This is a genomic window from Janthinobacterium sp. BJB304 (assembly GCF_002735765.1).
Classification (GTDB): domain Bacteria; phylum Pseudomonadota; class Gammaproteobacteria; order Burkholderiales; family Burkholderiaceae_D; genus Janthinobacterium.
On record NZ_PDZN01000008.1, the window covers coordinates 160,475 to 174,201 of the forward strand.

16 protein-coding genes and 1 tRNA gene are annotated in these 13,727 nt (G+C 52.3%); 3 read left to right on the forward strand and 14 right to left on the reverse strand.

All coding sequences use genetic code 11. The features are described from left to right. Positions 1–46: 46 nt before the first annotated feature. Together CSQ95_RS11780 and CSQ95_RS11785 are read right to left on the reverse strand one after the other, a co-directional pair. Positions 47–559: a DUF2947 family protein gene (locus CSQ95_RS11780; protein WP_180279038.1), complete on the reverse strand. Its 513-nt coding sequence runs from the start codon at positions 557–559 to the stop codon at positions 47–49. A 5-nt stretch (positions 560–564) separates the two neighbouring features. Next, complete coding sequence (locus tag CSQ95_RS11785; RefSeq protein WP_099409649.1) at positions 565–1,290, reverse strand: pyridoxine 5'-phosphate synthase; 726 nt, start codon at positions 1,288–1,290, stop codon at positions 565–567. A 128-nt stretch (positions 1,291–1,418) separates the two neighbouring features. On the opposite strand from CSQ95_RS11785, the gene CSQ95_RS11790 reads away from it, so the two are divergent. Both CSQ95_RS11790 and CSQ95_RS11795 read left to right on the forward strand, forming a co-directional pair. Next, positions 1,419–2,132, forward strand: a complete 714-nt coding sequence (locus CSQ95_RS11790) for a YjjG family noncanonical pyrimidine nucleotidase (protein ID WP_099409650.1) — start codon at positions 1,419–1,421, stop codon at positions 2,130–2,132. A gap of 96 nt (positions 2,133–2,228) precedes the next feature. After that, entirely contained in the window at positions 2,229–2,717 is a 489-nt protein-coding gene (locus CSQ95_RS11795; RefSeq protein ID WP_099409651.1) for a DUF2726 domain-containing protein, read from the forward strand. A gap of 15 nt (positions 2,718–2,732) precedes the next feature. On the opposite strand, the gene CSQ95_RS11800 is transcribed toward CSQ95_RS11795, so the two are convergent. The 11 genes from CSQ95_RS11800 to CSQ95_RS11850 form a co-directional block, all read right to left on the reverse strand. Next, complete coding sequence (locus CSQ95_RS11800) at positions 2,733–3,068, reverse strand: FKBP-type peptidyl-prolyl cis-trans isomerase (RefSeq protein WP_099409652.1); 336 nt, start codon at positions 3,066–3,068, stop codon at positions 2,733–2,735. A gap of 232 nt (positions 3,069–3,300) precedes the next feature. Next, entirely contained in the window at positions 3,301–4,764 is a 1,464-nt protein-coding gene (locus CSQ95_RS29090) for a PIN-like domain-containing protein (protein WP_143449951.1), read from the reverse strand. Positions 4,765–4,794: 30 nt separating this feature from the next. Then, on the reverse strand, positions 4,795–5,625 hold the full coding sequence (locus CSQ95_RS11805) for a site-specific integrase (protein WP_099409721.1): 831 nt from the start codon (positions 5,623–5,625) through the stop codon (positions 4,795–4,797). 92 nt (positions 5,626–5,717) lie between these two features. Further along, positions 5,718–6,620: a hypothetical protein gene (locus CSQ95_RS11810; RefSeq protein WP_099409653.1), complete on the reverse strand. Its 903-nt coding sequence runs from the start codon at positions 6,618–6,620 to the stop codon at positions 5,718–5,720. A 218-nt stretch (positions 6,621–6,838) separates the two neighbouring features. After that, positions 6,839–7,108: a hypothetical protein gene (locus CSQ95_RS11815; RefSeq protein WP_143449952.1), complete on the reverse strand. Its 270-nt coding sequence runs from the start codon at positions 7,106–7,108 to the stop codon at positions 6,839–6,841. Between the two features lie 237 nt (positions 7,109–7,345). Continuing rightward, positions 7,346–8,668, reverse strand: coding sequence for a type II secretion system protein GspD (locus CSQ95_RS11820; protein ID WP_099409655.1), 1,323 nt, complete (start codon positions 8,666–8,668; stop codon positions 7,346–7,348). Continuing rightward, positions 8,665–9,810 carry a zonular occludens toxin domain-containing protein gene (locus tag CSQ95_RS11825; RefSeq protein WP_099409656.1) on the reverse strand — a complete coding sequence of 382 codons (1,146 nt, stop codon included), beginning with the start codon at positions 9,808–9,810 and terminating at the stop codon, positions 8,665–8,667. The genes CSQ95_RS11820 and CSQ95_RS11825 overlap by 4 nt, the downstream gene beginning before the upstream one ends. 9 nt (positions 9,811–9,819) lie before the next feature. Beyond that, the gene (locus CSQ95_RS29095; RefSeq protein WP_143449953.1) at positions 9,820–10,155 is read right to left on the reverse strand and encodes a hypothetical protein; all 336 of its coding nucleotides are present in this window, start codon (positions 10,153–10,155) and stop codon (positions 9,820–9,822) included. A 3-nt stretch (positions 10,156–10,158) separates the two neighbouring features. Next, a complete protein-coding gene (locus tag CSQ95_RS29675; RefSeq protein WP_180279039.1) occupies positions 10,159–11,409 on the reverse strand; it encodes a hypothetical protein in 1,251 nt (416 codons plus the stop codon). Between the two features lie 58 nt (positions 11,410–11,467). Continuing rightward, on the reverse strand, positions 11,468–11,683 hold the full coding sequence (locus CSQ95_RS11840; RefSeq protein ID WP_099409658.1) for a major coat protein: 216 nt from the start codon (positions 11,681–11,683) through the stop codon (positions 11,468–11,470). Positions 11,684–12,196: 513 nt separating this feature from the next. Continuing rightward, positions 12,197–12,538, reverse strand: coding sequence for a hypothetical protein (locus tag CSQ95_RS11850; RefSeq protein ID WP_257218031.1), 342 nt, complete (start codon positions 12,536–12,538; stop codon positions 12,197–12,199). 87 nt (positions 12,539–12,625) lie between these two features. Here CSQ95_RS11850 and CSQ95_RS11855 point away from each other — a divergent pair, with 87 nt between their 5' ends. Then, the gene (locus CSQ95_RS11855; protein WP_099409660.1) at positions 12,626–13,108 is read left to right on the forward strand and encodes a DUF2726 domain-containing protein; all 483 of its coding nucleotides are present in this window, start codon (positions 12,626–12,628) and stop codon (positions 13,106–13,108) included. A gap of 467 nt (positions 13,109–13,575) precedes the next feature. On the opposite strand, the gene CSQ95_RS11860 is transcribed toward CSQ95_RS11855, so the two are convergent. Next, positions 13,576–13,654: transfer RNA gene (locus tag CSQ95_RS11860), tRNA-Ile, on the reverse strand. Positions 13,655–13,727: the final 73 nt, after the last annotated feature.

The following is a 13,727-nucleotide window of genomic DNA, read 5'->3' on the forward strand; positions in this document are numbered from 1 at the left end:
CAGGCATGCAACGGAGCGTCTATCGCCACCGGATGGACGCATCCCGTTAAACGGACTGCAGTCCGTCCTCACCTCCCGCCAGCATCCCCTGCGGCGAGAAATAAACGAACTTGCCCGTGGCAGGCTGGTACAGCAAAGGCGCCTCGTCAGAAATGGCCAGCAAGCAAGGCCAGCATGCGGCAAGCGCGGCCGGTATCAGCGCATAGGCAAGCGTCCGGCTGGCCATAAAAAAGACGGGGGCAGCCCCGGCAAGGTGAAAATGGGAAGAGAGAAACCGTGCCACGCGGCCACCCTGCGCGGGGTGTTCACTGGAAACGGCATCGAACTCGGCCAGCCAGTCCGGCCCCGACACCTTCGTCTGCAGGCGGTGTCCCGCGCGCAGCCGCATGGGGTGCGTTTCGTCGGGCTGGGCCGACACATGGCGCGTCCACAGTTGCGCCGCCGCATCGGGTGTCAGCGCCTGCACCTGCGCCAGCGTCTCTGCCGTGACGGAAAAATCGACATCGAAGAACGGCCAGTCCGGCTCAGGCTGCAGCGGCCGGCCAGCGCCGCCGCCCAAGACCCCTACGATTGACATATCTCAAGGTAGCGGCCCAGCACCATGTCCATGCCCTGCTCGATGCATTCGACCACCAGCGCATGGCCGATCGACACTTCCAGGATGCCGGGAATGTCCAGGAAGCGCGCCAGGTTGTGCAAATCGAGGTCGTGCCCCGCATTCACGCCCAGCCCCAGCGCCTGCGCCCGCCGCGCCGCCTGCAGATACGTGTCAAACACGGCCTCGGCCTGCGCGCCGCCATAACTCTCGGCAAACCGTTCCGTGTACAGCTCGACCCGCGCCGCGCCCACCTCGCGCACCCATTCCAGCACCGGGTAGTCGGCATCGACGAACAGGCTGACGCGGATGCCCAGGTCGTTCAATTCCGCAATGACGGGGCGCAACAGCGCCGCGTGCCGTTCGATGTCCCAGCCGTGATCGGACGTCAGCTGGCCCGGCATGTCAGGCACCAAGGTGCATTGCGCCGGGCGCGCGCTTTTCACCACCTCCAGAAAATCCGCCGCCGGATAGCCCTCCACATTCAGCTCGCGTCCCCGCTCCGCGCACAGGCGCTGCAACGGAGCAACATCATCGTAGCGCGCATGGCGCTGGTCCGGACGCGGGTGCAGGGTAATGCCGGCGGCGCCCAGGTCGAGGAAGCGCGCGGAGAACGCGAGCAGGTCCGGGAAATTGCGGCCGCGCGAATTGCGCAGCAGGGCGATTTTATTGACGTTGACGGAGAGCTGGGTCATGGCAGGAATGGAGTGAAAGTGACGGGTCTGGCAGCGATTGTAGCGGATCGCCCGCGCAGGGCATGGCCAACCGAACTCAGCGCTACGTGCTACGATGCAAGACAAGTTCCACGCTTTCAATACATACCATGACCTACCAGCTATTCCTGTTTGACCTCGACGATACCCTGCTCGACTTCAGGGCGTCCGAAAAACGCTCGTTCCTGCACACCATGCACGAACTGGGCTTGCGCGACGGCATCGACGGGCTGTTTTCCCAGTACCAGGCGATCAACGTCGATCTGTGGAAACGTTTCGAAACGGGTGAGGTGAGCAAGGATTTTCTGAAGGTGGAGCGCTTCCGCAAGACGTTTGCGCTGAACGGCATCGCCATCGACCCGGAACTGGCCAGCCGTCTGTATCTGGAATCGCTGCCGGACACGGTCGTGCTCATCGACGGCGCCAAACAGGTATGCGAAACGCTGTCGCGCATCGGCGAAGTGGGCATCATCACCAACGGCGTCGACGCCATCCAGAACCGCCGCATCGCCGCATCCGGCCTGGGCGACTACATTTCCTTCGTCGCCACCTCCGAAGCGTGCGGCCACGCCAAGCCGGACGTGCGCTTCTTCGAATATGCAGCCAAGATGGCGCGCGCCTTCAGCAAGGAGACGACCATCATCATCGGCGACCGGCTGGACGCCGACATCCTGGGCGCCAACCGCTACGGCATAGCCAGCTGCTGGTTCAACCCCGACAACATGGCCAACACCTCGGCCGCCATCCCCACCTGTGAAGTGGCCAACCTGCATGACATCGTGCCGGCGCTGGACATGATGCAGGTCAACTTGAAACAGGCTTGATCTTCCACAAGCGCACCACCTGAATATGCGGGCAGCGGCACGACAACACGCCGCTGTTCGCGTACCATCAGGACTCGTCCATTCTGGCGCCAGCCCATGCCTTCCTACACCGTCCTGATCGCCATCGCGGCAGTGATCCTGTTCCTTGCCATGCTGGTCGTGCGCGGGAACGCGAAGTCCCGTGCGCCGCTGCGGCTGCAAAGAAAACCCGTCATGACGGCGCGCGAGCAACAGATGTACCACCTGCTGCAGACGGCACTGCCGGAATGCACGGTGCTGGCGCAAGTGGCGTTTTCCGCACTGGTGACGGCGCAGGGATGGGCAAACAGAAACCGTTTCGACCGCAAGGTGGCCGATTTTGTGCTGTGCAGCCAGCAACTGCACGTCATCGCCGTGATCGAGCTCGACGACCGCAGCCACGCCGGGCGCGAACGCCAGGACAAGGAACGCGACGCCATGCTCAGGCTGGCAGGTTACGTGACCCTGCGTTATGCCAACTTCCCCACCCAGCAAGCGCTGCGCGCCGACATCGAGCAACTGCTCACGCAACAAGCCGGAGCGAAGGCAAGCCCCCTGCCCGCCTGATTGCGCCTCAAGCGATCAATCGCGCGTCAGCACTTCTAATAACTCAATCTCGAAGATCAAATTGGAGTTCGGCGGTATCAAGCCCACCTGCCGCTCGCCATACGCCAGTGCCGCCGGCACCCACAGCTTGCGCGTGCCGCCCACCTGCATGCCATGCAAGCCCAGAATCCAGCCCTGGATGACCTTGTTATTACTCAACACGCAGCGAAAAGGCTCGCCCCGCTTGTGCGACGAGTCAAACTCCGTGCCATCTTCCAGCCAGCCCCGGTAGTGGGCAGTGACCAGCGCACCGCGCGCCGCCGCCTTGCCGTCACCCACCACGATATCTTCCATCTTCACTTCCGCCGTCATCTCGTTTCATCCTCGATAAATCGCAATGCCGCGATTGTACGACAGCACGAAAAAAGCCCCGGCAGTGGCCCGCCGGGGCTAGTTCTATTATTGCTAAATTCTGGTGGGCCTCCCGTGAGTCGAACACGGCACCAACGGATTATGAGACACATGCTCTACCTTAAAAACACATTTTCAGATATAAGCATAAAATCAAATTTCATTCATTAAAAATAATCAAACAAGCAAAACATCAATTCATTTTAAAAATAGGAAAAAACATGGAATTTTTACAATAGCCAAAAATAACCGAATCCACCTTCATCTTTTCTTTTAAATTTCTAACATAGGATCGAAAATCACCTAACAGCGAAATATCATCCTGATTATAATTATCAAAATGTATTCCAATTACAATTGCCATGCAATCAATATCACCCTCATATAATGCCACTTTTGCATTTCTAAATACTTTAGGCAACATTGCCACCGCTGAATTTTCCAACGAATTCAAAATGATAAATTCATATCCGGAACGGGCTTCTCCACTAGTTACAATATAATCAGGGAAGGTCTTGTTCGGAACTATATCCCCTTCATCGATAGTGTCAATCAACCACGTTTCCATAGCGGAAGTCATTTCATTTACCCGCGACCAAACTTTCTCTCGCAATGGTTCAGGAAAATAACTTCTATCATGACTATCTCCTGCCCATAGCCTCGCGTAATCATTGCTTTGCTCAATAATTTCTTTACTATTTGACTCTTTCCAGGCGTTATAACCAACTTCCCAATCATTTACAGAAATTGATGTTTCCTTAACCTGCGCTATTGTCTCCTGCGTAACTTCCGATGCTCCCAGATACCGCTCCGCATTTTGTAAAAACTGGTCTGCTGAATACATCCAGAACTTCTTCAGCTTCGACCGTTGTAAAATTTCCTGTACCAACTCCGGCAATGGCCCCAAAGTTCTTCCATCTTCAACCAACCACCAGTCCGCCTTTCGATCACCAGTGACAAATATTACATTTTCAATATTTTCATCGTTAACATATTTTATCAACTGATTCCAAAGAACTAGATCACCATATTTAGCTTGATAAATTACACCTCGATCTCTATATTCATTCCCTTTTTTTGCATCTTCGAATCCAGGCGGAATTTTCTTCTCATATCTATCTTCCGCATCTTTAAGCATCTCACTTAATTCAGCCTGATTTCCAGGTGGATCGCCAACCTTACCATCAAACATATCTGCTATTTTCAATCCAATTTCCTCATCCAATCCGACAACTGGCAATCTATTACAAGCCAACTGTATCGCGTCAGACAAGGATTGATGAGATACCTGTACAGCACTAAGTCGCTCCTCAATATTTTCTATTCCCGTATTCCTCTTCTCAAATTCAATGCTTCTCAATTCCTGCTGAAGTTCCACACCAGTCTTTTTAACCTGCTCTAACAATTGTTCAATCTTTTTATTAGATTGCTTAATCCTATTCGTCCTATTTCTATGAAACTCAAGAGCGACTTGATAAGGAATCCAAGTTCTACCCTCAACCTTATTCAAAACCGAAAAAAATATATCTCTCGCAGACTCTGGATAAGAATATATATTAAGTAAAACATTTGCATCAAATATAAATTTCGACTCCTTCCACATGACTTTAAAGTCATCATCAGAAGGACGATAATATCCAGGAAAAAATTCTCTCATTAAATCCCCTGCACAATTAATAAAAATATTTTATTTTATAAAATTAGGTAATCTTTCGGCATATACCGCCAAATGAGAAGCAGAGAAGTGCGCGTATCGGCGAACCATCTGCGCGCTCTCCCAACCTCCTAGCTCTTGCAATACGTTCAGCGGTGTCCCACTTTGCACATGCCAGCTAGCCCAAGTATGCCGCAAGTCATGCCATCGAAAATCGTCAATACCGCAACGCTGAAGTGCTTTATACCATGCAGCAGTTGTTACTTGAGAAACTGGCTCCCCCTTATAGCTAAATACTCTAGTAGGATGCCTGCCAATCTGCAACGTAATCACACGCAATGCATCAACGTTCAATGGCACGGCAATAGCTTTACGATTTTTTGACTGATCAGGATGAATCCAAGCAAGCCGCCTAGCTAAGTCAACCTGCGACCAACACAACCCAGTAACATTGCTTTTACGAAGCCCCGTAGCTAGTGAAAAAGCAGTCATTTCAGCAAGATGCGAGGGAAGTTGTAAAAGTAAGGATTCCGCTTGAGCCTTAGTGAGATATCGGACACGACGTACAGGCTCCTTGAGTAGGCGAACTTTGGGTACGATTGACACCCATTCCCAGTCTACCGAGGCACGAATTAGTATTGATCGCAGCAATGCGAGCATTCTATTTACCGTACCATTAGCCACACCAGAAGCAATTTTCTTGTGCGCCAACGAATCAACCACAGGGCGCGTGATGTCAGAAATTGGCAGACCACTCAAGTAACGATCTAGCCAGCGAATAATGCACTGATCCGACTTTAATGAAGCCTTGTCCGCCTTCTCTATCAACCACCGAGCAACGGCATCATCCCATGTTTTTTGCATGACACCATCCACCGGAAAAACCAACTGCGACGACTCCGAAACTCCCATAGCCAGGTGACTCCAAATGTTGCATTGAATAAACTATACAACATTCAAAACGGACATTCATGCACCGCATCGGGTACACCCGGAGCCGTCGCAAGGTAGACGACGCCCAGCCCGTTATTGCACCAAGTCTGCAACCCATCCATGCAATGCCCCTCAATCGCGCGGAAAGCAGCCTCTGCGGCACTAAGCATCGACGTACAGCCCAACAGGCGCCAAGAATGGACTTCGGGCACCACGATGCCCTTGGAGCGGAAATAGCGCTTTTGATCGAGCGCCCTGCACTGCATCTCTTTGCCGCAGTACTTGGCAATGTAGCTGGCGATCTTGTGCGCGCCAGTGACGCCGAAGCCGAAACGATGCGGATCGCGGACGTTGACTTGCCCCATCTGTTCACCATTCGGCCCACGGCCCAAGACGCTTTGCCAGATCGATCGCAAAAGCGCGTACATTTGCCGACCGGCCACTGCCACATGAAAGTGCAGCGCGCCGCGCTCTTGCTCCTCGATGACGGCGACGTAATGAAATTGTTTGTGCTTGCCGAGCTTGCGGCAAAATGCTTTCCAGTGCTTGAGGGCTGTCTCACGGTCCACCATATTTTCTCGATACGTCAGCGTGACCATGCGATCAGCGCCGATCTGTTTGCAGCAGTGCTTAACGTTCTTTTTCGCACGGCGGCCAGCATCATCATCGTTTGCCTCGCGGTTTTCGGACTCGCCGCGCTTGGCCTTCGTTTTGAGCAGCCTTGCGGGGCCTACAAAGTGCCGTTCCTTCGTTACTGTCACTTCGCACTGTCCGTCAGGAAAAACGCGCTTACGGGCCGTATAGTTGTCGTTCCATGTGTTCTTGATCCCTTCATCGTCCCACCACTCCGGGCGATGTTGCGCAGATGGCTCTATAGGCGAGAAATCAATTGACGCTAAAGCGTTTTCATAATCTAATTCGGTCATTCGGTAGTCCTGTAACGGCAGGTTTATCGAAGGCCCCGGGCATTTAGTAGATGCCTGGGGCTTTTTTTTGTCCATCAAAAACTGGTCTGAAATCCTGTACTGCACTTGCCCGTAACTGCGATTTCTAGTGCTGTGTTCTTAAGTGTCCCTAATACAAGTTTAGCGGCGCTTCGCGCCGCCACCCGCGCTGCGCGCAGATAGCGGCACCAAGCTTTCCGCTACCGTTTGCGCAGCAATTGCTGACGCAATAATTTCTCTATCACCTGATCCGGCGTAATATCCTTGAAGCGGATATACGCCTTCAATCCTTCCAGCACCTGCGCATCTACATGCACCGTCAGAAATGCCTTGCCATCGTCACGCAAGCGATCCCTACGCTCTTTTTGCCGCTGTGCACTGGTCTTTGCCGCGCCAGTTGCCGGACGCCCCCTACCTCGTTTAATCGGGCCGAGCAGATCAATCGTCCTGTCATCCTCAAGCTGTTTCATGTGCATGCTTTCATAACGGTTTTTTAGAGTGGGCCGTACTGGCCAACGTGCAGCGACGAGGTACTGAGCGAGGCAGCGGACTACCCGCTAAAACTTTGAAAACGTGTCGCTCCTCGCTCCGATGCGCACAGGCCATCTGGCGCCATTACTTCAAAATCAACCGCCGACTTCGATATGCCCTCAAAGATTTTGCCCTTCGGGCCGCTTGTGCAGCCACCCCGGAATTAGCGTGACAAGTCACCGTTTTTCTGAAGTACGCGGAACTTGCGCGCTCAAAATCAGCACCAGATCGGTATGCAGCTTTGTCCCTGATCGAGCAGCCCAAGATGACGGAAGAAAAGAGAAACCAGAGGAGCTATCGACGGTTTGCGCATCGTTCAGGCCGCCAATCAACAGCACTTCGCCATCGTTGACCGTCACCGCCGTTTTGACTTGGCGCTTAATCAGCGTGGGTGAACCCGTCACGCCGCTGGCCGTTGGCTTAAAACTGGATATTTGCCCATCGATGGCGAGATTGATTTTCCCGCTACCGAGTATCTTTGGCAGCACGTCGACGATGACGCCGGAAGGCCGATAAACGATGTTTTGCACGCTATTGCCGGAATTGTCTTTGCCAGTGCTGGCAATCGTCGGCGTTTCATCGCCCACCGTCAGCACCATTTTTTGATAGTCGTCGCCCACAATGCGGCTGTTCGATACTTGCTTGAAACGGCCGTCTGTGTTGAGCGCATCGATAACCAACTGAAAATTGGTTCCGCGCAAGCTGATCGCGGACGCCGAATTGACGCTCCCCAGCGACGCGCCGAACTTCGCACCGAGCACGCTGGCCATGATGGAAATGCCGCGGCCCGAGCTGGCGTTATCCGTGACCTCGACCCACGACGCCGACACATCAACCATACGCGGCAACTGATCGAGCGCACCGAGCAAGATGCGCATCTTGTTTAACTCCGACGCACTGCCGGTCAGCACAATTTGATTGCCAGCCGCCACAGCACTACGCGGACCAAACGCAGCCGTCACGACCTGCACCAAGAAATCAGCCGAACGGCCAGCCGGCGCGTATACCTCTGATTCATCATCACGGCGCCGGCCGAAACTACTATCGGCCATACCACTGGCATATCCACCGTCAATATACCCATCATCTGATTTAAGCCTGTTCAGGGGCGCAAACAAGGCGGCAGCAGATGACGACGCGCTTTGCATAGCAACCTCCGGCGGCGGAGACACGGCCGGTACTTGAGCAAAGCGCGAGGACTGGGCAGCGCGCAGGTAATACACGCCGTCGCGCAACTCGGACGAGATTCCAAGATCAGCAAGAACGCCCTCAATAAATCCTGGCAATTGCTGGGGCGTCAAAGAGCGCACAGAAACCGAAATCTTGCGATCTAACGCCAGTGCATCCGGCGCAATCACAAAATCGCGCTCAAGCAGATTTTTGTATGTCGCCTGTGCAAACGCCACGAGCGAGGCAGAAGACAGATTGATGGCAACAGGCTGGTTATTGGCCATCGCCATACAGGGCAACAGCATCAGGTACAGGAACCATTTTTTCATGCGGCACCCCGCACCCACAAACCCGGCTCAATCTGCGCTATCCAACCGCCATCCACGAAGCGGAATCGCAACGCTTGTATCACACGACCGTCCGACAAGCTAACCAAAAATGTAGAACCCTGACTCATGTAGCCGACACCCGTGATGGTCTTGGAATAAACAAACTCTTCCTTTTTCTGGACAACCTCCGGCGCGAAAAATGAGCCTCCAAAGTGGTATCCAAAAACGCCAAGAACGACGCCCAACAGCAGCGAACAGAATAAAAATTTAGACATATGTTTGTGTGGTGGTTTAGGAGGCAGCGCCCTAGGGCGCAACAGCGACAAGGCGGCAGGTGTAGCCTGCAATGGCCCGATGAAATCGGGAGGAACACCTACGGCAGCAGATAAGTGCCATGCCGAAAGCAGCGAATGCGTGCCATGAGGGTAGCTATCAGAAAAGACTTGCGTGGTGTTATAGGCATTGTTCAAGTCATCGCCCCGGAAGTACCAGCGATCCGCCACCAGCCCATCAGGAGAAGCGCCCAAGCGCACGACACCAATGTGCAAGCGCGGCATGCTGCCTGTCGATGCACCGGCCGTCATAAAAGCAATGGCGGGACTCAGAAGCGGTACCTTCATACGGTCAAGACGATTCAACCGCACCACATACTCAAGCAGCGATTCGCGCAACTGTTTGTCGACCTGGCTGATGTTCTGCATGATGAAAAAAATGTCCCAGCCATACTTGCGCGCATGGATCGCCCATTCGAGCATTTCCGCCCTACCCTTGTCTTGAAAATTGCGCGTATTGAGCCACGAACCGCACTCATCGAGAATGAGCGCGCCATTGTGGTGCTCATCAAATCCCGGCAGCAACTTAGGCGACGGTGCAATCGCCGTGATACCAGCGCGACCATGCTGCAAAATAGGCTCAAACTGGATGAACCTGTTCCCACTACCTACCATGTACAAATCGACCGCTGATGGCTTGTCTGGAACTCGTATGACCACGCTTTTATCCGTCGATGGCATCAGATGTTCAAGGAAAACGTCACAGTTTGTCGCAACCCTCTTGCCATCCCGCAGGTAACGCCTGATTTGATCGATTGCCGCTTTACCCTTGCCACTGCCAAGCTTGCCTGTAATTGCGTAAACAGCCATATCGAGCACCTACTTAATGACAATATTCAGGCCTTTTTTCTGAAACACGTAGATTTGGCAACAAAGCCATACCGACATATAACAAGAAGCAGCCGCCATCGTCGTAGAATTAAATGCAATGCCAAGACCAACGGCAAAGCTTGGATGCGAATTAGAAATACCGGAAATTCCCTGCGCACAAACCCCACGCGCGCATGATTGCATTGCAGCTATAACGACTGCAAAAAAACCCAACATGACCAGCACAGCGGATATACGAAAAGCTTTTTCGAGCACCATATATCTGCCGAAAAAACTGATCAAGAATGTAACAATTGATACAAGTAAATTTGCAAGAAGCGGCATAATTTAAGCCTTAGAAGCTGAAGCAATTTGTTGAATTGAACCAATCACAGCAAAAAAACAAATAACACCAGAAATAAATTTTGCAAATATTTCAACATACGTACAAATATTTACCTGATATGCCGCACCAGTTATAGGATTAGATACAGTCGGATTCGAACAAGTGGCAGTATTAATCTGCGGGAACCAGTCCCCATACATTAATTTCTCTTGCACCAGTGAACCTATTTGATCCAGTCCACTTTTATTAGCCGATTTAATCTCATCAAGCCAAGCATCACCCGGCTTTGTATCTAATGTAGGCGTGCCAGTTTCATCAATACGGCAAGGGGATTGACCCGGAGCACCGCAAGGCTGTTTGACAGAACCTGTATCACCACCTGTGCCGGTACCTGTGCCTGTGCCGTTGCCGTTGCCGTTGCCTGTGCCGTTGCCTGTGCCGTTGCCTGTGCCGTTGCCGGTTCCTGTACCCGTGCCGTTGCCATTGCCGTTGCCGTTGCCGTCGCCGGTTCCTGTGCCATTGCCGGTTCCTGTGCCGTTGCCGTTGCCGGTTCCTGTGCCGTTGCCGTTGCCGTTGCCGGGATCAGTCGGATTTGTCGGATTTGTCGGATTATTCGGATCACCGGGCGTATAAGGCGGAGGATTCGAATCCGGAAGACTTTCCACCGAACAACGCTCACCGTTATTAGTCAAGGTAATATCGTAATGCAATAAGAACACACCATTAGCATCACTCGGACCTTCATGACCCTTACCTACATCATCTGCAGACTTAATTTTGGAAATGCAGCCATCGATACAATATGAAGCCGTAAAAAAGGAGCCATTCGGCATAATAGGTTTAACAACTATCGACTCATTATTAGGACCACGCTTGTAATAAGCAGATGGAATATCATAAGTACCAGCCGAGTCGCCCTCAACACACTGAGCACGAACGCATCTAGAACCAATCGGCTTTGATGAATCTTGCTCAAAACGACCACCACCTGGACAAACCTCAACAAGCTCGCCATAAAGCCAATCCTCCTCCTTACCCATGTACACAGTAGTAAGCTTATAAATATCAGCACGAACATTTGCGCATTTAATCGTGGCTTTCGGAGAATAAGATTGCATGACAGAAACAATACCTGCGCAGTCATTACTGGGAACAAGTGGACGAGCGCCACCCGCCGCTTCAAAATACACTTTACCGCCAGCAGCAGCAGAATAAGAACAAAACAACATCAGAAAAAACAGCAATAAGCGCACGTCGTCACCTCCCCCAAAAAAAAAGGCGACCGAAGTCGCCCATACCACAGAGCCGGACTTAGCCAGCCTTCGAGAATGCTTTTTTCATCATCTTGATACCCCAGAAACCACCGGCGACCAGTACCGCGACAGCGAACGCTGCCGAAATGTACGTGCTGGCAGTACCGGACAAAGCAGTGATCGCAGCGACGCCTTGATCATCAGCAGCCGACGCACCAGCCGAGACAACAACAGCACCAACCAGAGCCAAACCACGCTGAATATTTTTGTTCATGTTCAATTCCTTAAAAATTGGCCTACAAGTACGATTGACGACGGCCAAACGCCAAAAGAGAGCTAATCCAATATTTCGATAGAGCGGCGGATAATTCGCTGTATCGAACCAGCGGCATACCCGATCCCAAACGCACTCAAGGCATAGCCGACGGCGGCGGCGATAGTCATTATTTGTGCTCCAAAAAGCGGGCAATAATGTACTTGAGCAGATGTACGCCGCAGACAAACAGGCCAGCCAAAAACAGAATGGGCCAGAGATTTTTAAGCAGGATCATCGTTGCGCCCCTGCGATCCAGCCCAACGCGAACAGCACCACTACAGCAGCCGCGAAAAACGCATCCAAAGCCTTATCCTGCGCCGCCACTGCCGCCACGTATTCAGTGCCTGACTCGACCACGTAGGCACATGCAGACAATTCAGTGGGAGCGCTAGACACCGTGTACAGCACGGCACCAGACGGAGCATCTAGCCCCGTCAATTGTGTGGAATCGACGCAGGAAGGCATGGAAAATTACGAAGCGGTTTGTTGACCTGGGTTCGCCTTGACGGCGGGAGCCACGGCAGCAGATTTTGCTTGCGAAGCGGCGGAAGTAGGAGTGATGGAAAAGACCTGCGCGCCGACACGCTTGTCTTGCGAGATCGAAACTTCAAATTCGACCTCATACATGCCCGGCTGGGTGTCTTTGAAACGCTCCGGCAAGACCAGCTCACCGATTAACGGCTCAATGACGCCGGTATCGCGGTTCGGTTTGTGGACGATGCATTGCGCCATGCGCATATCGTAGTCATTGCCGGTTTTTTTCGAACGGCCTGCCACTTGGGTGACATGCAAAATTTGGATGGTGTTTTTCATTTTTTCCCTCTTTCGTAAATTTGCCCGCTAGAGCAATGGAGCACGGCTGTGCTATGTTTATTGCCAATTAGAACTCATGGCCTTTTTATGAACATCTTTATATTTTTTGTATCACTAGCACTGGCAGCACTAGTAGCTCAAAAGCTGTTCACACCAGAAATGTTTAGGCATCTTTTCCCCCAAACACCTGGGCCACTACAGATAAAGCGAAAGCAAATCCTTACAAATCGCGAGCAACAAATGTTCGCGCTCTTAACAGCTGCACTACCTGAATGCATCGTGCTAACACAAGTAGCGTTTTCCGCACTCATCACTGCCGATGGCTGGCAAACCCGAAATCGATTCAACCGAAAGGTTGTTGACTTCGTTTTATGCAGCAACCACATGAACGTCGTCGCAGTGATCGAGCTAGACGACCGCAGCCACATAGGCCGCGAAGACAACGACCGAGAGAGAGACGCCATGCTCAAACAAGCCGGATACCACACGATTCGCTATCCAAGCATTCCTACAACAGAAAAAGTAAGACGCGATATCGAATACCTACTACTGAATATGCACACTTTTTGACACAACCAGAAAACCTCCCAAGGCGTACCAGTGGGCAAACAGGCGGCCCGTGGGCCGGAGACTGAGCGGTTTACATTCAACGTAGATGTGCTATCGTTTACTTACATCGTGAGAAGTTACTTATCACGATGAGAATATATTACATCATGAGAAGTTTTCCTGCGAGCAAAAACAATGAATAGCACGATTGAATTATTAAATGAAGTTTTGAAAATCCATAAGGCTAAGACTATCGCTCAGGGATTAGGGATCAATGAAGCGGCGATTAGCACATGGAAGAAGCGTAAACACCTCTCGGCGTACTATGCGGCGAAAATGGCTGCAATCATCGGGGCCGATACGGACAGAGCAATTGCACTGGCGGGAGCTGAAGGAGAAGCTGACCCACAGAAGCGTGCTGAACTACTTAGCTATCTGTGGATCAGTCCTGAAGAGACGACGCTTGCAGATCTGCAAGCGGAAATAAATGGTGGGCCTCCCGTGAGTCGAACACGGCACCAACGGATTATGAGTCCGCTGCTCTAACCAAGCATGAGCTAGAGGCCCGGGGACTGCGGCTTGGCGGCGCTGTTGATGCCCGCCTCGCGCGGCCGTTTTGGAAACGGACACGCGAGGATAG